The 21,754-nt window shown below is 73.2% G+C and carries 18 protein-coding genes and 1 tRNA gene; 15 read left to right on the forward strand and 4 right to left on the reverse strand.

Features of this window, described 5'->3' with window-relative positions:
• The first annotated feature begins 209 nt into the window (after positions 1-209).
• From ACWGJO_RS26035 to ACWGJO_RS26050, 4 genes are all read left to right on the forward strand, one after another.
• Entirely contained in the window at positions 210-668 is a 459-nt protein-coding gene (locus tag ACWGJO_RS26035) for a peroxiredoxin (protein WP_359915651.1), read from the forward strand.
• 253 nt (positions 669-921) lie between these two features.
• Positions 922-1,497: a TerD family protein gene (locus ACWGJO_RS26040; protein WP_359915653.1), complete on the forward strand. Its 576-nt coding sequence runs from the start codon at positions 922-924 to the stop codon at positions 1,495-1,497.
• A gap of 226 nt (positions 1,498-1,723) precedes the next feature.
• The gene (locus ACWGJO_RS26045) at positions 1,724-2,302 is read left to right on the forward strand and encodes a TerD family protein (RefSeq protein ID WP_359914478.1); all 579 of its coding nucleotides are present in this window, start codon (positions 1,724-1,726) and stop codon (positions 2,300-2,302) included.
• A 147-nt stretch (positions 2,303-2,449) separates the two neighbouring features.
• Complete coding sequence (locus tag ACWGJO_RS26050) at positions 2,450-3,544, forward strand: DUF475 domain-containing protein (RefSeq protein ID WP_452187322.1); 1,095 nt, start codon at positions 2,450-2,452, stop codon at positions 3,542-3,544.
• An 89-nt stretch (positions 3,545-3,633) separates the two neighbouring features.
• Here ACWGJO_RS26050 and ACWGJO_RS26055 read toward each other — a convergent pair whose 3' ends face one another.
• Entirely contained in the window at positions 3,634-4,809 is a 1,176-nt protein-coding gene (locus ACWGJO_RS26055) for a DUF2637 domain-containing protein (protein ID WP_452187324.1), read from the reverse strand.
• A 340-nt stretch (positions 4,810-5,149) separates the two neighbouring features.
• Here ACWGJO_RS26055 and ACWGJO_RS26060 point away from each other — a divergent pair, with 340 nt between their 5' ends.
• Positions 5,150-5,890 carry a Tellurium resistance gene (locus tag ACWGJO_RS26060; protein ID WP_387689633.1) on the forward strand — a complete coding sequence of 247 codons (741 nt, stop codon included), beginning with the start codon at positions 5,150-5,152 and terminating at the stop codon, positions 5,888-5,890.
• Positions 5,891-6,047: 157 nt separating this feature from the next.
• On the opposite strand, the gene ACWGJO_RS26065 is transcribed toward ACWGJO_RS26060, so the two are convergent.
• On the reverse strand, positions 6,048-7,232 hold the full coding sequence (locus ACWGJO_RS26065) for a TerD family protein (RefSeq protein ID WP_452187326.1): 1,185 nt from the start codon (positions 7,230-7,232) through the stop codon (positions 6,048-6,050).
• A gap of 356 nt (positions 7,233-7,588) precedes the next feature.
• Between ACWGJO_RS26065 and ACWGJO_RS26070 the strand changes: the two genes are divergently transcribed.
• The 3 genes from ACWGJO_RS26070 to ACWGJO_RS26080 all read left to right on the forward strand — a co-directional run bounded on the left by ACWGJO_RS26070 (position 7,589) and on the right by ACWGJO_RS26080 (position 12,482).
• Positions 7,589-8,848, forward strand: coding sequence for an HpcH/HpaI aldolase/citrate lyase family protein (locus tag ACWGJO_RS26070; protein WP_452187328.1), 1,260 nt, complete (start codon positions 7,589-7,591; stop codon positions 8,846-8,848).
• A 191-nt stretch (positions 8,849-9,039) separates the two neighbouring features.
• Positions 9,040-11,649: a phosphoribosyltransferase gene (locus tag ACWGJO_RS26075; RefSeq protein WP_452187330.1), complete on the forward strand. Its 2,610-nt coding sequence runs from the start codon at positions 9,040-9,042 to the stop codon at positions 11,647-11,649.
• Entirely contained in the window at positions 11,649-12,482 is an 834-nt protein-coding gene (locus ACWGJO_RS26080) for an HAD family hydrolase (protein WP_452187331.1), read from the forward strand. The genes ACWGJO_RS26075 and ACWGJO_RS26080 overlap by 1 nt, the downstream gene beginning before the upstream one ends.
• Positions 12,483-12,498: 16 nt before the next feature.
• Here ACWGJO_RS26080 and ACWGJO_RS26085 read toward each other — a convergent pair whose 3' ends face one another.
• On the reverse strand, positions 12,499-12,717 hold the full coding sequence (locus tag ACWGJO_RS26085) for an FmdB family zinc ribbon protein (protein WP_359914456.1): 219 nt from the start codon (positions 12,715-12,717) through the stop codon (positions 12,499-12,501).
• Between the two features lie 115 nt (positions 12,718-12,832).
• The gene (locus ACWGJO_RS26090; RefSeq protein WP_452187333.1) at positions 12,833-14,242 is read right to left on the reverse strand and encodes a hypothetical protein; all 1,410 of its coding nucleotides are present in this window, start codon (positions 14,240-14,242) and stop codon (positions 12,833-12,835) included.
• 172 nt (positions 14,243-14,414) lie between these two features.
• Here ACWGJO_RS26090 and ACWGJO_RS26095 point away from each other — a divergent pair.
• The 7 genes from ACWGJO_RS26095 (at position 14,415) to ACWGJO_RS26125 (ending at position 21,705) form a co-directional block, all read left to right on the forward strand.
• Positions 14,415-14,486: transfer RNA gene (locus ACWGJO_RS26095), tRNA-Val, on the forward strand.
• 114 nt (positions 14,487-14,600) lie between these two features.
• On the forward strand, positions 14,601-15,647 hold the full coding sequence (locus tag ACWGJO_RS26100; RefSeq protein WP_452187335.1) for a hypothetical protein: 1,047 nt from the start codon (positions 14,601-14,603) through the stop codon (positions 15,645-15,647).
• Complete coding sequence (locus ACWGJO_RS26105; protein WP_452187337.1) at positions 15,586-16,155, forward strand: HAD family hydrolase; 570 nt, start codon at positions 15,586-15,588, stop codon at positions 16,153-16,155. The genes ACWGJO_RS26100 and ACWGJO_RS26105 overlap by 62 nt, the downstream gene beginning before the upstream one ends.
• A gap of 69 nt (positions 16,156-16,224) precedes the next feature.
• Positions 16,225-16,929, forward strand: a complete 705-nt coding sequence (locus tag ACWGJO_RS26110) for a VIT1/CCC1 transporter family protein (protein ID WP_452187338.1) — start codon at positions 16,225-16,227, stop codon at positions 16,927-16,929.
• A 198-nt stretch (positions 16,930-17,127) separates the two neighbouring features.
• A complete protein-coding gene (locus ACWGJO_RS26115) occupies positions 17,128-19,680 on the forward strand; it encodes an ATP-dependent Clp protease ATP-binding subunit (protein ID WP_452187339.1) in 2,553 nt (850 codons plus the stop codon).
• A 106-nt stretch (positions 19,681-19,786) separates the two neighbouring features.
• Positions 19,787-21,031: a sensor histidine kinase gene (locus tag ACWGJO_RS26120; RefSeq protein ID WP_452187341.1), complete on the forward strand. Its 1,245-nt coding sequence runs from the start codon at positions 19,787-19,789 to the stop codon at positions 21,029-21,031.
• On the forward strand, positions 21,028-21,705 hold the full coding sequence (locus ACWGJO_RS26125) for a response regulator transcription factor (RefSeq protein ID WP_359907250.1): 678 nt from the start codon (positions 21,028-21,030) through the stop codon (positions 21,703-21,705). The genes ACWGJO_RS26120 and ACWGJO_RS26125 overlap by 4 nt, the downstream gene beginning before the upstream one ends.
• The last annotated feature ends 49 nt before the right edge of the window (positions 21,706-21,754 follow it).

Consider the following 21,754-nt stretch of genomic DNA (forward strand, 5'->3'; position numbering starts at 1 on the left):
GAATCCCGCCGGCGGGGCCCGCCGCATGTGCGCCGTCGCGGAGGCCGGTTCCGGGCCCCGTGCCGGCCCCCCGGGGCGTTCGCGGACGGCGAACGCGGTGGGCCGCGGCCACCCGCCTCATCCGTTCGGCGCAACGGCCGTAAACGAATGCGAGGATGTGGCCCGCCGCGCCCGCCGCGCGGCGCGGTCGCGTCAGAAAGGTCCCGCTCATGGCCATCGAGGTCGGCACCCCGGCTCCGGACTTCGAGCTCAACAACCAGCACGGCGAGGCCGTCCGGCTCTCCGACTTCCGCGGCCGGCGGAACGTCGTCCTGGTCTTCTACCCGTTCGCCTTCACCGGTGTGTGCACGGGCGAGCTGGGCGCGATCCAGCGGGAGCTGGCGGGCCTGCAGAACGACACCGTGCAGGTGCTCGGCCTCTCCTGCGACTCGCAGTTCTCCCAGCGGGTCTTCGCCGACCGGGAGGGCCTGGAGTTCCCGCTGCTGGCCGACTTCTGGCCGCACGGCGAGGTCACCCGGGCCTACGGCGTCCTCGACGAGGAGCGGGGCTGCCCGCTGCGCGGCACCTTCGTGATCGACACCACGGGCACGGTGCGCTGGAGCGTCGTCAACGGCCTCCCGGACGCCCGGGACGAGCAGGAGTACCTGAAGGTCCTCGCGGCGCTCTGAGATCCCCGCCCGGGCCCCGCACGTGCCCCGCCCGGGCCCCGCACGCGCCTCGGCCGGGTCGCGGGCGCCCCGGGGCACCCGCCGGCCGAGTGCCCCGGGGCCGTGTCCGGCCTGATCAGGGGTGCGGACGGGAACCCCGTACTACGCTCGGGCCGTTGGCGGGGTGGGAAGCGGGAGCCGATGGGCCTCCCGCCGCCCCGGACCGCACCACCGGGGGCACCACTGGACGTGCCTCCCGATTCTTGGAGGACTAGTGGGAGTCAGCCTCAGCAAGGGCGGCAACGTCTCGCTCACCAAGGAGGCACCCGGCCTCACCGCCGTGGTCGTCGGCCTGGGCTGGGACGTCCGGACCACCACCGGCGCGGACTTCGACCTGGACGCCAGCGCCCTGCTGTGCAACGCCCAGGGCAAGGTCACCTCGGACGGCAACTTCGTGTTCTTCAACAACCTGAAGAGCCCGGACGGCTCGGTCGAGCACACCGGTGACAACCTGACCGGCGAGGGCGAGGGCGACGACGAGGCGATCAAGGTCAACCTGGCCGGCGTGCCGGTGGACGTCGAGAAGATCGTCTTCCCGGTGTCGATCTACGACGCCGAGACCCGCGGCCAGAACTTCGGCCAGGTGCGCAACGCGTTCATCCGTGTGGTGAACCAGGCCGACAACACGGAGCTGGCCCGCTACGACCTCTCCGAGGACGCCTCCACCGAGACCGCGATGGTCTTCGGCGAGCTGTACCGCAACGGCGTGGAGTGGAAGTTCCGCGCCATCGGCCAGGGCTACGCCTCCGGTCTGCGCGGCATCGCGCAGGACTTCGGCGTCAACGTCTGAGCCCGCGCCGGCGCCCTGCGGCGCGGGCTGCGCGCCGTTCTCCCGGGGCGGCCCCGGACCTCCGAGGTCCGGGGCCGCCCCGGCTTCGTCCGGCCCGGTGCCGCGGCGGTTCCTCGCACTGCGAGGATGTGAGTTCAGGAAGTTCAGCCGACCAGAACCGGTCGGCCGGGGCCGCGGGGGATACACCTGGATGGCGCCCCGGGAGAAGCAAGGGAGGAAGAACGTCATGGTGGTCACGCTCGCCAAGGGTGGCAACGTCTCGCTCACCAAGGCCGCGCCGAACCTGACGCAGGTCCAGATCGGCCTCGGCTGGTCCGCCCGTTCGACCACGGGCGCCCCGTTCGACCTCGACGCGAGCGCCCTGATCTGCGGTGGCGGGCGAGTGCTCGGTGACGAGTACTTCGTCTTCTACAACAACCTCAAGAGCCCCGAGGGCTCGGTGGAGCACCAGGGCGACAACCTCACCGGCGGCGACGAAACGGGTGACGACGAGGTGGTCCTGGTCAGCCTGGACCTCGTCCCGGCACAGGCCGACAAGGTGATCTTCGCGGTCTCGATCTACGAGGCCGAGGCGCGGCTCCAGAACTTCGGTCAGGTCCGCAACGCCTACATCCGGGTGGTCAACTCGGTCGACGGCCAGGAGATCGCCCGCTACGACCTGTCCGAGGACGCGTCCAGCGAGACCGCGATGATCTTCGGTGAGCTGTACCGCTACGCGGGCGAGTGGAAGTTCCGCGCAGTGGGCCAGGGGTACGCCTCCGGCCTGCGTGGCATCGCGCTCGACTTCGGCGTGAACGTACAGTAAAGGCGGAAATCGGACTTGTCGCACCCGACCCGATCATGAGAACAGAGGGCAGTGCGGGGGTGACCTGACCGGGCCGGGCCCGGTCAGGACGTCTCGGGGACGAGGCCGCCCCCGGCACGGCCAGAACCCGAAAGGTAGCCAACTCCCGTGTTCCTCCGCACATTCGGCTGGTCGTTCGCGATCACCGCCATCGGCCTGATCGCGGCCGGACTGCTCTGGGGAGCCCAAGGCTTCGGCATCGTGCTGATCCTCTCCATCCTGGAGATCTCCCTGTCGTTCGACAACGCCGTGGTCAACGCCACGGTGTTGAAGCGGATGAACCCGTACTGGCAGAAGATCTTCCTGACCGTCGGTGTCCTCATCGCGGTCTTCGGCATGCGCCTGGTCTTCCCGCTGCTGGTCGTCGGCCTCACCGCGAAGCTCAGCCCCGCGACGGTCATCGACCTCGCGCTGCACTCCGACAAGACCTACGAGGGCCTCACCTACGGCCAGTACCTGGAAGCGGCCAACCCGGCCATCGCGGCCTTCGGCGGCGTCTTCCTGCTGATGATCTTCCTCGACTTCATCTTCGAGGAGAAGGACTACAACTGGCTGGCCTGGATCGAGCGCCCGCTGGAGAAGGTCGGCAAGCTGGAGGCCTTCTCCACCGTCGTCGCCCTGGTCGCCCTGCTGCTCGCCTCCAACTTCTTCGCCGGGGAGCACGCCGAAACCGTTCTGCTCGCCGGTGTCCTCGGCCTGGTCACCTACCTCGCCGTCAACGGCCTCTCCTCGATCTTCGAGTCGGGGCTGGAGGCCGAGGAGGAGCGCGAGGAGGAGGCGGAGAAGGCCGGCAAGTCGATCATCCAGGTCGGCGGCAAGGCCGCGTTCTTCCTCTTCCTCTACCTGGAGGTCCTGGACGCCTCGTTCTCCTTCGACGGCGTGGTCGGCGCGTTCGCCATCTCCAGCGACATCTTCCAGATCACCCTGGGCCTCGGCATCGGCGCGATGTACATCCGCTCGCTGACCGTCTTCCTGGTCCGCAAGGGCACCCTGGACGACTACGTCTACCTGGAGCACGGCGCGCACTACGCCATCGGCGCGCTGGCGGCGATCCTGCTGATCGGGATCAAGTACCACATCCCGGAGATCGTCACCGGGCTGATCGGCGTCGCGTTCATCGGGCTGGCGCTCGGCTCGTCGATCCTGCGCAACCGGCGCGAGGGCGCGGACGAGGAACCGGAGCTGGTCGGCACCGGAAAGTAGTCCGCAGGGCAAGCGAAACGGCCGCCTCCGGGATTTCCCGGGGGCGGCCGTTCCTCGTGGTCCGCGGTCGTACCCGCGGGGTGCCGGGGTCAGCCGAGCTGCTGCTCGATCGCGCGCAGCTTGCGCTCCAGCGAGTCCAGCTTCGGCATCGACAGGGTGTCGTCGTCGGCCGTCAGGTCGATGGCCGAGCCGCTGCGGGACGACCCGGCGCCGGAGGAGGACGACGAGTACGAGGACGAGGAGTAGGAGGAGGACGAGTACGAGGACGAGTGGGAGGAGGACGAGTACGAGGAGCCGACGGCGGCGCGGGGGCGGCGGCCGGCGTCCAGGGCGGCCGGCTCCGGCGAGTCGCCGGACAGGAGCGAGGCCGAGGTCGAGGTGGTGGCGTCGGATCCCGCGGCTAGGGCAGGCTCCGTAGCGCTCGGGCCGTCTCCGGCAGCCGTGAGGGCGGGAACCTGGCGGCCGCCGCGGGTCCGGGCGAGCATGCCGCCCTGCCGGGAGATGGCCTTCAGCTCGGCCCGCTCGCGGCGGTCGGCCGTACGGGCGCGGGCCTTGGCGTCCAGCTTCGCCTGGCGCTCCTCGCGCACCTCGTCGACCGCCTCGTCCAGGCTGCGGACGTTCTCCAGCAGCATCAGCGACCAGGCCGCGTAGGTCTCGCGCGGGGCGCGCAGCCAGCGGACGATGCGGATCTGCGGCAGCGGGCGCGGCACCAGGCCCTGCTCGCGCAGCGCGGCCTTGCGGGTCTGCTTCAGCGCCCGGTCGAACAGGATCGCCGCCGAGATCGACATGCCGGAGAAGAACTGCGGGGCGCCGTCGTGCGACACGCCGCGCGGGGCGTGCACCCAGTTGAACCAGGCCGAGGCGATCGCGAACACCCAGACCAGCAGGCGCGAACCGAGCGCGGCGTCACCGTGGCTGGCCTCGCGGACGGCGAGCACCGAGCAGAACATCGCGGCACCGTCCAGACCGAACGGGACGAGGTACTCCCAGCCGCCGGACAGACCCAGGTTTTCCTTGCCGAAGCCGACCAGGCCGTGGAAGGAGAGCGCGGCCGCGACACCGGCGCAGCAGAACAGCAGCGTGTACGAGGAGATGCCGTAGATCATCTCCTTGCGCCGACGGCGCTCTTCGCTGCGCTCCCAGGAGTCGCCGGACTCGTCCTTCTTCGAGCTCTTGAATCGCAGCGTCGCCATCAGGACGGCGACGAACAGCAGGGCTGCGCCGCCGACGACGGTCCAGACCAGCTGTATGGAGGTCAGGTTCATTGCGGGTCGGGCCTCGGGTTTCCGCAGGGGACAGGATCACAGCGCGACACAGGCGGTCAGGGCCCGCCGAGCGGGAGCTGCCTGACGGTTCGTTCGTCGCCGCACGACGGGCCCGCCGCGCCCGCGCAGGGGCGGACGGGACACCTGTGCGGCTAGACGATATCGCGTCCGAAGGGGCGGCATGTTACGGGAGGGCGGCTTCCTCCCGCCAATCGACCCGCCGGTCGGGCCAGGTTGGGTAGAGGAGGGCGCGGACTGGGTATCCGACGGCCGGGCCGATGCCCGATCATTGGTCGGCGGACCGTCAGAACGCCTGGCGGGAGCAGGGGGAGAGGACTGCATGGTCTCGATCTGGGAGTACCTGCGCGGGGACAAGAGCTACACCTTCGACAACCCCGGCGGTCAGCACAAGGTCATACTCACCAAGTCGGCCCCGCAGCACGCGATCACCGGGTCGGCCGCCACCACCGGCTACCTCTACGTCAACCTGCACTGGACGATGAGCGCCGGAGGCGCCGCGCGGCCGAGCACCCGGGAGTCCGTGAAGCGGTTCTTCAGCCCGCGGATCCTGCGGCCGCAGGACCCGGACTCGCCGCAGGGCACCGAGCCGACGAACGTCGACCTCGACCTGGCCTGCATGTACGAGCTCTCCGACGGGAGCACCGGCGTCGTGCAGCCGCTCGGCGGGCTCTTCGGAGACCTCCAGAACGCGCCGTACATCAAGCTCAGCGGCGACGACCAGTACGGGGCGCCGTCCGGCGAGACGATGTACGTCAACCTGGAGAAGAAGGACAAGTTCAAGCGGCTGCTGATCTTCGTCTACATCTACGACGGCACGCCGGCCTTCGAGCAGTCGCACGCGGTGGTCACGATCGTGCCGCAGACCGGGCCGCGGATCGAGATCAAGCTGGAGGAGCGGGCCCGGGCGGCGCGCTCCTGCGCGGTGGTGCTGATCGAGAACTCGGGGGACAACCAGCTGACGGTGCGGCGTGAGGTGCGGTACGTCAACGGGTTCCAGGCGGACATCGACCGGCTGTACGGCTTCGGGCTGCAGTGGCAGCGCGGGTACAAGAGCGACTGACGGCGGTCGGCGGTCGGCGGTCGGCGGTTCGGTGGTGGTGCCGGGCCGGTGCCGCGGCTCGGCGGTTCCACGGCGGGGCCGGGGTCGGGGCCGGGGTCGTGCGGGGCCGGGGCCGGGCCATCGGCGGGGCGGCTGTCGGGCGGCCCCGCCGGGGGCGTCAGCGGGGCTGGAACTGCGGGCCCTGCGGGGGCAGCGCGAACTCCTCGCCGGTCGCGGCCGGGGGCTGGGCCGTCGGCGGCTGCGGCGGGACGGGCGGCTGTTGGCCGGTGCCGGGCTGCGGGTAGCCGTAGCCGGCGGGGCGCTGCTGCTGCGGCGGGACGGGCTGGTTCGGCTGGGGATAGCCGTAACCGCCCGGCTGCTGCTGGTAGGGCTGCTGGCCGGTGCCCGGCTGCGGGTAGCCGTAGCCGCCGGCGGGCTGCTGCTGGGGGTGGCCGTACGCCGGGCCGGTCTGCTGGGGGTAGCCGTAGCCGGTGCCGGGCTGGTGGCCCGGGGGTGCGGTGGGCGGCGGGGGCATCGTCGGCGGGGCCGCGGGCGGAGGCGGGGTCGCCGGTGCGGGCGAGGCGCTCGCGGCGGCGGTGGCCGGTGCCGGGGCGGTGGCCGGTGGCTGGACGGGCGGCTGGGCCGGGGCGGGCGGCTGGGCCGGCGGCGACTGCGGGACGGCCGGGGCCAGCGTGAAGGTGCCCGGCTCGGGGGTGGTCGAGCGCGGGTCCGGCATCGCGGTGCTGCGCGGGTCGAGAGTGCCGGACGGGGTGGTGGACACGGGCACCTGGGCGGGCACCTGGTCGGCCTCCGCCTCGTCGTCCACCATGATGCCGAAGTCGGTGGCGAGACCGATCAGCCCGGAGGTGTAGCCCTGGCCGATCGCCCGGAACTTCCAGGACCCGGACCGGCGGTACAGCTCGCCGGCGACCAGGGCGGTGACGTTCTCGGCGTCGTCGATCCCGAACTCGGCGAGCGCGGGCACGCCCTCGCCGGCCGTGGCGTCGAAGAGCAGCAGGCGCAGCCCCGGCACCGCGCGGAACGGTCCGCCCTCGGAGGAGCCGGCCAGCACCACCCGGTCCACCTCGGCGGGCAGCTTGCCCAGCTCGACCTCGACCGTGTCGATGATCTCGGTGCCGCCGGAGGTCTGCTGCTTGGGCAGGTGGCGGACCAGGCCGGAGGGGTGGCGGGGCTGGTTGTAGAAGACGAAGTCGGCGTCCGAGCGGACCTTGCCGGAGGCGCCGAGCAGCAGCGCCGACGCGTCCACGTCCGGCGCACCGGGCGTGGCGCTCCAGCGCAGCACGGCGCGGACCGCCGCCGCCGGCAGTGCGATGTTGGCGCCCTTGGCCATCACGTGCGTCATAGCCGACCATCCTGCCTGTTCGCCACCCCTTCGGACAACGTGACCGGACCGGTCCGTGCCGGGTCGGACTTTGCCAAGACTTGCGCTTTCCGAGGTTTGCCGCCGTCGTTTCCGGGGTTCGCCGTGGTTCCGCCCATGATCGTCCAAGTGGACCGGGATGTTCCGGGAGTTCAGTGCCGGGGAACCGGGACCGGCCGGATCCCGTCCGTACGATGGGCGGTCGAAAGGTCCCCGGGGTTTCGACGCAGGGGCGCCCGGCGGAGGCGCCCCGGGAACCAAGGCGCCCGGTCGGCCGGTTGACCAGGGTGTCGTCGGCAACCGGCCGGGGGCCGGTCCACTTCCTGGAGGAGAGCACCTTGCGCCATTTCGGCCACCTCGCCGAGGACGTACGCGGCCGGCTCTTCCTGGAACAGCCGCGCCCGTTCGACGTGCGGAGCGAGCCGACGGTGCTCGCCACCGCCCTCGGCGGTACCCTCTACAGCCCGGCCACCCGGCCCGCCCTGGCCGCCGACATCCGCAAACTCGCTGGTCGGGGCGTGGTGTCGATGGTGCTCTGCCTGGAGGACGCGATCGCCGACCACGAGGTGGACGCGGGCGAGCGGAACCTGGTCGAGCAACTGAATGACCTGGTCAAGGATTTCACCTCCTGTGCACAGAGTCATCCCCTGCTCTTCATCAGGGTCCGCACCGCCACCCAGATCCTCGACCTGGCCCGGCGCCTCGGACCGGCCGTCGAACTGCTGAGCGGCTTCGTGCTGCCGAAGTTCACCCCCGAGAACGGTGGCGAGTACCTGGCCGCGCTGGCCGCCGCCGAGGCCGCGACCGGGCGGCGGCTGTTCGCCATGCCCGTCCTGGAGTCGCCCGAACTCGCCCACCTGGAGACCAGGCGGGACCAGCTCTTCGGCATCGCCGACCTGCTCGCCGGCCACCGCGAGCGGGTGCTCGCCGTCCGGCTCGGCGTCACCGACCTCTGCTCCGCGTACGGCCTGCGGCGCTCGCCCGACCTCACCGCGTACGACGTGGCGCTGGTCGCGTCGGTGATCGGGGACGTGGTCAACGTGCTCGGCCGGGCGGACGGCACCGGGTACACCGTCACCGGACCGGTCTGGGAGTACTTCCCGGTGCACGAGCGGATGTTCAAGCCGCAGCTGCGCCGGACGCCGTTCGCCGGGGCGTCCGTCTCCGCCGCGGCCGGGGCTGCGGCCGGGGCTGCGGCCGGGGTCGCCGGGGCCGCCGGGGCCGCCGGGACACTGCGGGCCTCCGGGGAGGAGGTCCGCCGACGGATCATCGAACACGACCTGGACGGGCTGATCCGGGAGGTCGAACTCGACCGGGCCAACGGCCTGCTCGGCAAGACCTGCATCCACCCCAGCCATGTGCCGGCCGTGCACGCCCTCTCCGTGGTCACGCACGAGGAGTACTGCGACGCCCGAGACATCCTCCGGCAGGAGCAGGACGGCGGCGGGGTACTGCGCTCGGCGTACACCAACAAGATGAACGAGGCCCGGCCGCACCGGGCCTGGGCGGAGCGGGTGCTGCTGCGGGCGGAGGTGTTCGGGGTGGCCCGGGAGGACGTGAGCTTCGCGGAACTGCTGTCGGCCTGCCTGTGCGGCTGACTGTGCGGCCGACTGTTTCCGCGACCGAACCCGAGCCGTTCCCTCCGGTTCCCCCGGCGGGGATATGACGGATCCGTGAGTGGCGGGGCACCGACGCACCGACGAACCGACGAACCGACGAACCGACGAAGCAACGCACCAGCGCACGAACGCACGAACGCACCAACGCACCATCGAAGGCAGGACCAGCAGTGACAGCAACACCGCAGACGTGGACCGGCCGTTGGGTCGCCGACCGGGCCGGGATCGCGCTGACCGGATCCGAGCGCCTCCCCGAACTCGTCGGCCTGGCGCTGCGCTCGGGGAACCCCAAGCGCGCCCACCTGCTGGTCTCCAACGTGCTCGGCAAGCACGTGCCGCAGCGGCCCTCGGTGGTCCACGGCACCGGGCTCGAACTCGGCCGCCGGGTCCGCGAACTGCTCGGCGCCGCGGCCACCGCGCGCGCCGTCGTGCTCGGCTACGCGGAGACGGCCACCGGCCTCGGCCACAGCGTCGCCGACGGCCTGGACGCCCCCTACCTGCACTCCACCCGCCGACCGGTGCCCGGCCTGGCCGCGGTCGGCGGCTTCGAGGAGGAGCACTCGCACGCCACCTCGCACCTGCTGCTCCCCGCCGACCCCGCACTCCTCGCCGGGGACGGGCCGCTGGTGCTGGTGGACGACGAGTTCTCCACCGGCCGCACGGTGCTCAACACCATCCGCGACCTGCACGCCCGCCACCCCCGCGGCCACTACGTGGTGGTCGCCCTGGTGGACCTGCGCTCCGCGGCCGACCGGCGCCGGCTCGACGAGGCCGCCGCCGAACTCGGCGTCCGGCTGGACCTGGTGGCCACCGCGAGCGGGACCGTCGAGCTGCCCGAGGACGTCGTGGCACGGGCCGAGCGGCTGATCGCCGGGGCGGCACCGGAGGAAGCGCCACCGGCGGCCCCCGCGGCGCCGCTGGCCCGGATCGCGCTGGACTGGCCCGCCGGACTCCCGGACGGCGGCCGGCACGGCTTCACCGCCCGCGACCGCGCCCGGCTGGACGCCGCACTGCCCCGACTCGCCGGACAGCTGGCCGCGGCCCTGCCCGCAGGGGCACGGCGGGTGCTGGTGCTCGGCTTCGAGGAGCTGATGTACGCGCCGCTGCGCCTGGCCGACGCTCTCGACGAACGGCTCGGCGGCAACCGCGTCCGGTTCTCCACCACCACCCGCTCGCCCGTCCTGGCGGTGGACGACCCCGGCTACGCCATCCGCACCCGGCTCGCCTTCCCCGCCCACGACGACCCGCAGGACGGCGGCTCGCCCGAGCGCTACGCGTACAACGTCGCCCCCGGCAGCGACCCGGCGCGGCGCTTCGACGCGGTGGTACTGGTGGTGGACGACATGGCCGACACCCCGGCGCTGCACGAGGGCGAGCGGGCGCTGCTCGGCCAGCTGCGGCAGGTGACCGACCGGGTGGTGCTCGCCGTGCTGCCCTCGCACCGGCCGGTGGCCGGGGGTTCCGCTTCGCCGGCTGGGCCTGCTGCGCCGTCCATTTCGCCGTCGCCGTCACCGTCGCTGCCCGTGCCGCTGTACGGGCCGGCGTTCTCCTCGTACCCGGCCGAGGAGGTGGCCTGGCTGCTCAAGGACCTCTCCGGGGTCGCGCTCGAAGCCCCCACCGAGGAGCGCGAGGAGGCCGTCCAGAACGGCGGCGCGCACTACGCCGAGTCGCTGCCGGTCGAGTACCAGCCCAGCCCCGAGTACCAGGAGCTGTTCCAGCAGGCACTGCGCGGCTCCGCCGGCCGGATCGCGCTCGCCGTCGGCACCGTCGCCGAGACGCTGCTGCGCGAGCGCGGCCCCGGGCTGGTGCTCGCCTCGCTGGCCCGCGCCGGCACGCCCGTCGGCATCCTGGTCCGTCGCTGGCTGGCCTTCGCGCACGGCCTGTCCGTCCCGCACTACGCGGTCTCGATCGTGCGCGGCCGCGGCATCGACCCGGTCGCGCTGCGGTACCTGGCGGCCCACCACCGCGCGCAGGACGTGGTGTTCGTCGACGGCTGGACCGGCAAGGGCGCGATCACCCGCGAACTGGCCGGCGCGCTGGCCGGCACCGACTTCGACCCGGACCTCGCGGTGCTGGCCGACCCGGGCCGCTGCGTGCGGACGTACGGCACCCGGGACGACTTCCTGATCCCGTCCGCCTGCCTCAACTCCACCGTCTCCGGTCTGGTCTCGCGCACCGTGCTGCGGGCCGGGCTGATCGGGCCGGACGACTTCCACGGCGCCAAGCACTACGCCGAACTGGCCGGGAGCGACGTCTCGGCGGCCTTCCTGGACGCGGTGGCCGCCCGCTTCGGCGAGGTCCGTGCCGCGGTGGCCGAGGGCGCCGGCCGGCTCGCCGACGACCCGCAGCGGGCGCCCGACTGGGCCGGCTGGGCCGCGGTCGAGCGGATCAGCGCCGAGTACGGCATCGACAACGTCAACCTGGTCAAGCCCGGCGTCGGCGAGACGACGCGGGTGCTGCTGCGGCGCGTCCCCTGGCGGATCCTCGCCCGGCGCGGCGCCGGCGCGGACCTCGACCACGTCCGGCTGCTCGCCGCCCAGCGCGGAGTCGAGGTCGAGGAGGTGGACGGCCTGCCGTACACCTGCGTCGGCCTGATCCACCCCCGCTACAGCCGCGGGGCGACCGGGGGCGACGGGCGTGCCGTGACCGACGGGCACCCCGGCACCGACGTGCGTGCCGGCACCGACGGGCACCCCGGCACCGACGGGAGCGCCGCGACCGACCGACGTGCCTTCACCGATGGGCGCGTCGCGACCGAGACTACGGGGAGGGAATCCTGATGGGTGTTCTGGTGGCCAGCGACCTCGACCGGACGCTGATCTACTCCGAACGGGCGATAGCCCTGGCCGAGCCCGACCGGCTCGCGCCGCGGCTGCTCTGCGTCGAGGTGTACCAGGGGCGGCCGCTGTCCTTCATGACCGAGCGGGCCGCCGGGCTGCTCGCCGACCTCGCCCGGGAGGTCTGCTTCGTCCCGGCCACCACCCGGACACCGGAGCAGTACGGGCGGGTCAACCTGCCTGGCCCGACGCCGGACTGGGTCCCCGCGTACGCGATCTGCGCCAACGGCGGGCAGCTGCTGGTGGACGGCGTTCCGGACCGCGACTGGCGGGCCGAGATCACCACGCGGATCGCGGCCGGCTCGGCCCCGCTGGACGAGGTGACCCGGCGGCTCGCCCTCTGCGCCGACCCGGAGTGGACGCACAAGCGGCGGGTCGCCGACGAGCTGTTCGCCTACCTGGTGGTCGAGCGCGCCGCGCTGCCGGAGGGCTGGCTCGACGAACTGACCGGCTGGTGCGCCGAACGCGGCTGGACGGTCTCCCTGCAGGGCCGCAAGGTGTATGCGGTGCCCGCGCCGCTCACCAAGAGCGCCGCACTGGCCGAGGTCGTCCGGCGCGCCGGCGCCGACACGGTGCTGGCGGCCGGGGACTCACTGCTCGACGCGGACCTGCTGCTCGCGGCGGACGCGGGCTGGCGCCCGGGACACGGCGAACTCGCCGACAGCGGCTGGACGGCCCCCGGCGTCACCGCCCTGACGGAGGTGGGGGTGACGGCCGGGGAGGAGATCGTCCGGCGGTTCCTCGCCGGAGCGTCCGTCCTGCCGGTCGGGGTCTGACCGGGACCGGCCCCGGTCAGCCGCAGCAGCCGCCCCCGCAGCAACCGCCCCCGCCCCCGGCGGCGGGGGCCTGCTGGGCGGCGGCCGCGCCACCCGTGACGGCGACGGTGGACAGCAGCTTCACGGTGTCCTCGTGGCCCTGCGGGCAGACGGCGGGGTCGTTGGCCTGGGCCATCGGGCGGCGGAGCTCGAAGGTGGCGCCGCAGGAGCGGCAGCGGAAGTCGTAGCGTGGCATACCGGCAGCGTACCCAGCGGGGGTGGCCGCCGGGAGCCCTGTTCCGGCGCTGCTTGTGCCGTCGGCGCCACCGGTCCTACCGGTCCTACCGGTCCTACCGGCGTTCCCGGTCGTCCTACCGGTGACCGCCGAGGTCCCCGCGGATCAGCTCGATCACCCGCGCCGCCGTGTCCCGCACGCCCGCGAGCTCGGTCAGGAAGTGCCAGTAGTCGGGGTGCCGGCCCGCCGCCTCCAGCGCGGCCACCGCGCGGTCCAGCCGGGCCACCGCCTCGTCCAGCGGGGCGGCGTGCCGCGGGTCCGGCGCGCTGCGCCCGGCCATCGCCAGCCGCTGCGCGTCCCGGATCGCGAAGCGGGCACGCTCGATCTCCCGGTTGGGGTCGTGCTGCACCTCGTTCAGCTGCCGCAGCCGGTCGTTCACCGCGGACACCGAGCCGTCGGCGGTCTCCAGCAGCGCGCGGACCGTCCCGATCGCGGCGGTGGCGTCCGCCCAGCGCTGCTCGTCCCGCGCCCGGGCGGCCTCGGCGAGCTTGCGCTCGGCGGCGCGGCCGGTCTCCGCGACCTGGTCCGACACCCGCTGGAGGTCCTGCCAGCAGGCGGTGCTGAACCGGCGGCGCAGCTCGCTCAGAGCGGGCTCGACCGTCGCGGCCTTGGTCTCCAGCGCCTGGATGCGGGTCCGCAGGCTCGCCACCCGCCGGTCGATCTCCCGCGCCCGCTCCGGCAACTGCCCGGCGTCGGCGGCGATCGCCTCGGCGCGGTGCTTCACGTCGTCCGCGCGCCGCAGGGTGTCCGCGACCCCGTGCCGGGCCGGGCCCTCGTTCAGCCGGCCGAGCTCGGGCGCCAGCTCGGCCAGCCGGGCCGCCAGGTCGTCCGCCCGCAGGCCGGCGCCGCGCGCCTCGTCCAGCGCGGTGGTGGCCGCGAGCAGCGCGCGCTTGGCCTGCTCGACCGCCGGGGTGACCCGCATCAGCTGCTGCTCGGCGTGCTGGACGGTCGGCTGCAGGCGGCGCAGGAAGTCGTTCAGCTCCGCCCGGGCCGAGCCCAGCTGGCCCTTCACGTCCTCCAACTGGCGCTTGGCCTGCGCGGCCGTGCCCGCGTCCAGGGTCTCGCTGTCCAGGTTGTGGGCGTCGAGCGCGGCGAGGTAGTTCACGGTGACCCGGTCGACCCGGCCGGAGATCGCCGCCAGGTCGGCCAGCGCGCGCTGCGCCGCCTGGCCCTCCTCCGCCGCACGGACCGTCTCCACCGCGAGCTGCACCTCGCGCTGGGTCTCCTCCAGCTCGTAGAACGCCTCCTGGGCCGCCGCCCGGGCCTCCCGGGCCTGTGCCCGTCCGCCCTCACCGCCGCCGCGCCGGCCCCACCAGCCGCCGGTCCCGGCCGAGGCCAGCCCGACCGCCCCCAGCGCACCCGCCAGCACCACCGGCAACACCAACGCGTCGGCCAGCGCACTCCCCGCCCGACGCCGCCCCCGCCCGCTCCCGCCGGCCACCGTCACTGCGCGCTCCCTGCTCCGACCCGCTGATCCGGCCTCCATTCTCCCCGATCCCCCCACCGGCCCGGCACCCCCTCCCACCCCATCCACCTCACGGCCCCGCACCCCGCCGCACCCCCGCCCACCCGCCACCCCACCGGACACCCGGCCCACACCACCTCCCGGGACCAGGTACCCTAGGCACTCGTCGTACGCCCACCGGGCATACGGCAGGGGGCGCGTAGCTCAGTGGTAGAGCGCTGCTCTTACAAAGCAGATGTCGGCGGTTCGAAACCGTCCGCGCCCACAGATGGAGAAGGGCCAGTTCGGAGGCAGCGTCCTCCCGAGCTGGCCCTCGATCGTTTCCGCGCCCCTGTCCCGCCGCCCATCGAGGGAGCAGGCGGGTCTCTTGTCGTTGCGTGTGGGTGACGTGCTTCGGTACACGGCTTCGAAGGACACGGTGCCGGCGACAGTCGACGGGTTCGACAACTTCTACTTCGTCACGGACAGTCCCGGTCAGAAGCGGGCCCTGCTCGAAGCGGGGATCAATGCGATGGCCAAGGTCAAGGCGGACCAGGGGATGCGGCGGCCGGCGGCGATGATCCGGTCGAGTCCGTGGAAGGCAGGATCGGAACAGATACCGTGGCACGACGTGTTCGACATCGACAACGGACATGTTCGTTACTTCGGTGACCACAAGCCGGAGATGGCGAAGCCGGTCGGCACCACCACGGGCAACGCGGCATTGCTGGAGGCGTTCGGCTGCCACCAAGCGCCTACAGCTGAGGAGAGGGCCGGTGCAGCGCCGCTGCTGCTGTTCCGGTCGGTGCGAGTGGCACGGTCGCAGGTCGTCAACGTTCGTGACCAACGGCCGACTCCGGGCAGCTCGGTCGAGGCGGACCTCCAGGCGGTCTGCAAGCGGTTCGACAAGGACAAGCACGCGTTCGAGGTCTTGGCTGCGGTCGCTGCTGCGAAGGTGATGCGGGCGTCCGGTCACAAGTACAACGAAGGTTGGCTGACCCGTCGGTCGGGGGACGGCGGGGCGGACTCCGTCGGGCGGTTGGATATCGGCAGCGGTCTGGCCGGTACCAAACTGGTCGTTCTGGGGCAGGCGAAGTGCATCAGGCCGGACGGCCTGGTATCTGCCGAGCAGATTGCCAGAGTAGTGGCCAGGAGCAGATGTCGGCGGTTCGAAACCGTCCGGGTCCACCACTGCGAGGGCCGGTTCGGGAGGCACCACCTCCTGGACCGGCCCTCGGCCGTTTCCGGGTCCTGGCGGTGCGCCGGGCCTGGGGCCCTTCGCCGGTCGGGGGTGGGGGTTGCCGGGTGGCGGTGGTGGGCCGGGGTGGTAGGGAGGGGGGATGTTGACCAGGGCGTTCGATGCGGTGCTGTGCGATGTGGACGGGGTGATCCGGTTCTTCGACGGGGCCGAGGTGGCGGCGTTGGAGCGGGCGGCGGGGGTGGGTGAGGGGAGTACGGCGGAGGTCGGGTTCGCGCCGGAGAACGACCTGCCGTTGTTGCTCGGGCGGATCGGGAAGGCGGAGTGGGTGGAGTCGATCGCGCGGGGGCTGGTCGGGCGGGTGACGGGCGCGCAGGCGCGCGGGCTGGCGGAGGCGTTCGCGAACTCGCCGTTCCGGGCGGACGAGGTACTGGTGGGGTTGTTGCGGCGGGTGCGGGAGCACTGCCGGGTGGTGCTGGTGACCAATGCGACGGCGTGGCTGGACGAGGACCTGGCGCTGCTGGGGCTGACGGACCTGGCGGACGCCGTGGTGAACAGCTCTCGGGTGGGCAGTGCCAAGCCGGACCGGCGGATCTACGAGATCGCCGCCGAGCGGGCCGGCGTGGTGCCGGAGCGGTGCCTGTTCGTGGACGACCGGCAGGAGAACGTGGATGCGGCGGTGGCGCTGGGCATGACCGGGGTGCGCTACCGGGGACCGGAGGACCTGCGGCGGGCGCTGGCGCCGGTGCTGGGGTAGCGGGTGGCGCGGCCGCGGGTGGCGGGCAAGGATCGGGGGGACCGGGCGGACCCCTGAGAGCGGTGGCGGATGGCTGAGCAGGTCGGGGAGTCGCGGGCGGAGCTTTCCTCGCGCCTGAACTGGCTGCGCGCGGCCGTGCTGGGGGCCAATGACGGCGTGGTGTCGACGGCCGGCCTCGTGACCGGTGTGGCGGGCGCGGAGGGTTCTCGGACGGCGCTGCTCGCGGCCGGGGTGGCCGGGCTGCTGGCGGGGGCGATGTCGATGGCGGCGGGCGAGTACGTCTCGGTCAGCACCCAGCGGGACACCGAGCGGGCCGCGTTGGCGCAGGAGCGGCGGGAGCTCGCGGAGGATCCGGAGGGGGAGCTCGACGAGCTGACCGACTACTACCGGGGCAGCGGGCTGGAGGACGGCCTGGCCCGGGAGGTGGCGACGGCGCTGACCGAGCGGGACGCGCTGGCGGCCCACGCGCAGACCGAACTGGGCATCGACCCGGACGTGTTGACCAACCCCTGGGAGGCGGCGCTGGCGAGCGCGGCGGCGTTCACGCTGGGCGCGCTGGTGCCGCTGTTGGCGGTGCTGCTGCCGCCGGAGTCGTGGCGGCTGCTGGTGACGGTGGTGGCGGTGGTGGTCGCGCTGACCGTGTCGGGCTGGACGAGCGCCCGGTTGGGCGGGGCCGGCCCGGGGCGGGCGATCATGCGCAACGTCGTGGGCGGGCTGCTGGCGATGGGGGTGACGTACAGCGGCGGTGTGCTGCTGGATCGGGTCACCGGGTGAACGCGAGTTCCCGGCCCCGTGAACGGTTCTGTGTCGGGCCCGCACGTCCGCCCGCACGTCCCGCCGGCGTGTCCGCCCGCACGTCCCGCCGGCGGCGAGGCCCGGGCACGCCGGGTGACGGCGCCGTCCGGCTCGACAGGCGAGGTGCCGCGGCCTGTGTTTGTGTGGCTGCAAACCGCTTGGGAGAGGTGAAACGCCGTGACCGTGCCCCCGTTCGGATCGAACGATCCGTTCTCCGATCTGCTCAGCCGGTTCTTCGGGATGAGCCCGCTGGCTTCCCCGCCCGCCGTGCAGCGGGTGCCGATCGGACGGTTGCTCAGCGAGTCCTCGCAGGAGCTGCTCGCGCTGGCCGCGCGGCGAGCGGCCGAGGACGGCTCCAGTGACCTCGACACCGCGCACCTGGCCTGGGCGGCCACCCGGGTGGAACCCTCGCGCCGGATGCTGGAACGGGCCGGTATCGATCCGGACCGGCTCTCCGGGGACCTGGAGCACGCCCTGCCCGCGGGCGGTCCCGAGGCGGTGGACGGCCGGCCGGCGCTCACCCCCTCGGCCAAGCGCGCGCTGCTCGCCGCGCACGCCCAGTCGCAGGCGGTGGGCGCCTCGTACATCGGCCCGGAGCACATCCTCGGCGCGCTGCTCGACCAGGAGCGCTCGGGGGCCGGGGTGGCGCTGCGCAACGCGGCGCCCTCGCAGGAGGCGCTGAAGTCGGTGCTGGAGGGGCGCGGCACCGGCGGCGAGCGCAGCAGTACGGGTGCCCGCCCGAGCGAGACGCCGACGCTGGACGAGTACGGGCGCGACCTCACCGAGGAGGCGCGTTCGGGCCGGTTGGACCCGGTGGTGGGCCGGGCCGAGGAGATCGAGCAGACCGTCGAGATCCTCTCCCGGCGGACCAAGAACAATCCGGTGCTGATCGGTGAGCCGGGCGTCGGCAAGACGGCGATCGTCGAGGGCCTGGCCCAGCGGATCGTCTCCGGGGACGTGCCGCAGAGCCTCAGGGAGAAGCGGGTGGTCACCCTCGACCTGACCGCGCTGGTGGCCGGTTCCAAGTACCGGGGCGAGTTCGAGGAGCGGCTGAAGAACGTGATCGACGAGGTCACCGCGGCCGAGAAGAGCGTGATCCTGTTCCTGGACGAGCTGCACACCGTGGTCGGCGCCGGCGGCGGTGGCGAGGGCTCGATGGACGCCGGCAACATCCTCAAACCGGCGCTCGCGCGCGGTGAGTTGAGCGTGGTCGGCGCGACCACGCTGGACGAGTACCGCAAGCACGTGGAGAAGGACGCCGCGCTGGAGCGCCGCTTCCAGCCGGTGCTGGTGCCCGAGCCGAGCGTCGAGGAGACCGTCGAGATCCTCCACGGGCTGCGCGACGCGTACGAGGCGCACCACCAGGTGCGGTTCACCGACGAGGCGCTGGACGCGGCGGCGACGCTCTCCGACCGGTACGTCAGCGACCGTTTCCTGCCCGACAAGGCGATCGACCTGTTGGACCAGGCCGGCGCGCGGGTCCGGCTGCGCAGCCTGAGCGGGTCGACCGAGGCGACCGGGGTGCAGGACCGGATCACCAAGTTGAAGCGGGAGCTGGACGAGGCCGTCGCGGACGAGGAGTTCGTCCGGGCCGCCAACCTGAAGACCGAGCTGCGGCAGACCGAGGACGAGCTGGCGGCGATGGCCGAGTCCCGCGAGGAGGTCGTCGACGTGACGGCCGACGACATCGCGCAGGTGCTCTCCTCCCGGACCGGCATCCCGGTCGCGGAGTTGAACGCGACCGAGAAGGAGCGGCTGCTCAAGCTGGAGGAGCACCTGCACGAGAAGGTGATCGGCCAGGACGAGGCGGTCACGGCGGTCGCCCAGGCGGTGCGCCGCGGCCGGGCCGGGATGGGCGACCCGGACCGTCCGACCGGTTCCTTCCTCTTCCTCGGGCCGACCGGCGTCGGCAAGACCGAGCTGGCGAAGGCGCTGGCGGCGCTGCTGTTCGGCGACCCGGACCGGATGATCCGCTTCGACATGAGCGAGTTCCAGGAGAAGCACACAGTCTCCCGACTGGTCGGCTCCCCGCCCGGGTACGTCGGTTACGAGGAGGCCGGGCAGCTGACCGAGGCGGTGCGCCGCAAGCCGTACAGCGTGCTGCTCTTCGACGAGGTGGAGAAGGCGCACCCGGACGTCTTCAACCTGCTGCTCCAGGTGTTGGACGACGGGCGGCTGACCGACTCCCAGGGGCGTACGGTCGACTTCCGCAACACCGTGGTGATCATGACCAGCAACATCGGCTCCCAGCGGATCCTCGACCACGCGGGGAACGTGGACGAGATCCGTGACGACCTGATGCGCGACCTGAGGCAGCAGTTCCGGCCGGAGTTCCTCAACCGGATCGACGAGGTGATCGTCTTCCACGCGCTCACCCGGAAGGACCTGCTCTCGGTGGTGGACCTGCTGCTGGACCGCAGCCGGCGCCGGCTGAGGGCCCAGGGCGTCGAGCTGGACGTCACCGGGACGGCCAAGGAGTACCTGGTCGACCGGGGCTACCAGCCGGAGTTCGGGGCCCGGCCGCTGCGCCGGACGATCCAGTCGGAGCTGGACAACCGGATCTCCAACCTGCTGCTGGACGGTTCGGTGCGGGAGGGGGACACGCTGATCGCGGACGTGAGCGACGGGGAACTGGTGGTGACGCTGGCGCGGCCGGAGGCGTCGGCGACCTTCGAGGAGGCGGAGGCGGAGGCGAAGGCCCGGGCCGGCTCGGCCGCCGCGGGGGACTGAGGACGACCGGGGGCGGGCGTACTCCAACGGGAGTACGCCCGAACGCCACTGGTGGAGGACGCGCGGGGACGCGTCGCGGGTCTAGCTTGTGGGCATGATGCCGCCCATGTCCCCGCCGGCCGAGCCGCCTTCGGCGGAGCGGCCACCGGCGCAGCCGCCGGAGGAGCCGCCCGAGCCGTGGCGCCCGCCGTGGGTGCGCGCGGCCAAGGCGGGCTACCCGCTCGGGACGGCGGCGGCGGTCGCGGTGCTCCAGGTGGTCGGCTCGACCTTCGCCGGTCACAACCAGCACGGGCGGGCCCCGCTGGACGCCCTCGGCTACCTCCTGCTGCTGCTCGGGCCGGCGCTGCTGGTGCTGCGCGAGCGCCGGCCGGTCGCGGTGGTGGCCGGCACCTCGGTGGTCACCGCCGGGTACCTGGCCGCCGGGTACCCGTACGGGCCGGCTTTCGTGAGCTGGCTGATCGCCTGCTGCGTGGCGATCGGCTCCGGGCACCGCCGGGCGGCCTGGGCCGGCGCGGGGGGCGTCTACCTGGTGCACCTGCTCGGCATCTTCGTCCTGCCGCAGAGCTGGCAGCGCGCGGCCCCACCGTCCGGCAGCGTCTGGCTGCAGGAGCTGGGGCTGCTGGCCTGGCTGCTGCTGGTGATGGCGGGGGGCGAGCTGGTCCGGTTCCGGCGCGAGCGGATCGCCGCCCACCGGGCCTACCGGCAGCAGCTGGAGGAGCGCCGGGCCAACGAGGAACGGCTCAGGATGGCCCGGGAGCTGCACGACATCCTGGCGCACAGCCTGTCGCTGATCAGCATCCAGGCCGGGGTCGCGCTGGCGCTGCTCGACCGTCGGCCGGAGGAGGCCCGCGGCGCGCTGGTCACGATCAAGTCGACCAGCAAGGAGGCGCTCGGCGAGGTTCGCCAGGTGCTCGCGACGCTGCGCGGGCCCGGGGCGGCGCCGCGCGGGCCGGCCCCGGGGCTGGACCGGCTGGACGAACTCACCGAGCAGGCGGACCGGGTGGGCCTGGCGGCGGAGGTGCAGGAGCGCGGCGAGCGGCGTGCGCTGTCCGCCGCCGTCGACCTCACCGCCTTCCGGATCGTCCAGGAGGCGCTCACCAACGTGGTCCGGCACTCGGCGGCCCGCCAGGCGGTCGTGGTGCTGGACTGGACGGACCCGGCCGTGCTGGTGGTCCGGGTGGAGGACCCGGGGCCCGCGGTGCTCGCGGACGCGGGCGGGTCGGGCAGCGGGCTGGTCGGGATGCGGGAACGCGCGGCGGCGTTCGGTGGCACCATCGCCGCGGGGCCGCTGCCCGACGGTGGCTTCCGGGTCCGGGCGGAGCTGCCGACACCGAAGGCGGAGAGCGATTGATTCGGGTACTGCTGGCGGATGACCAGCTGCTGGTCAGGGCGGGCTTCCGGGCCCTGCTGGACCTCCAGGACGACCTGACGGTGGTCGGCGAGGCGGACGACGGCGAGGCCGCGCTGCGGCTCGCCCGTGAACTCGTGCCGGACGTCGTGCTGATGGACATCCGGATGCCGCGGATGGACGGGCTGGAGGCGACCAGGAGGATCGCCGAGGACCCGGCGCTGTCCCCCGTGCGGGTGGTCGTGCTGACCACCTTCGAGCTGGACGAGTACGTGTTCGAGGCACTGCGCTCGGGGGCCGCGGGCTTCCTGGTCAAGGACACCGAGCCGGCCGAACTGCTGCGGGCGATCCGGGTCGCCGTCGCGGGGGACGCACTGCTCTCGCCGGGCGTCACCAGGCGGCTGATCGGCGAGTTCGCCGCCCGCTCGAAGGCGCCCGAGGCCGTGCCGGAGGGGCTCTCGGACATCTCGATGCTGACCGAGCGGGAGCGCGAGGTGCTGGCCCTGGTCGGGATGGGGCTGTCCAACGAGGAGATCGCCCGGCGGCTGGTGGTCAGCCCGCTGACGGCGAAGACGCACGTCAGCCGGGCGATGGTGAAGCTCGGCGTGCGGGACCGGGCGCAACTGGTGGTGCTGGCCTACGAGTCGGGGCTGGTGCGGCCGGGCTGGCTGGGCTGAGCGGCTCCTGGCGGATGCGGTCCGCGGGCGGTTGGTCCACGGGTGTTCG

The sequence above is a fragment of the Kitasatospora sp. NPDC054795 genome, assembly GCF_053611565.1.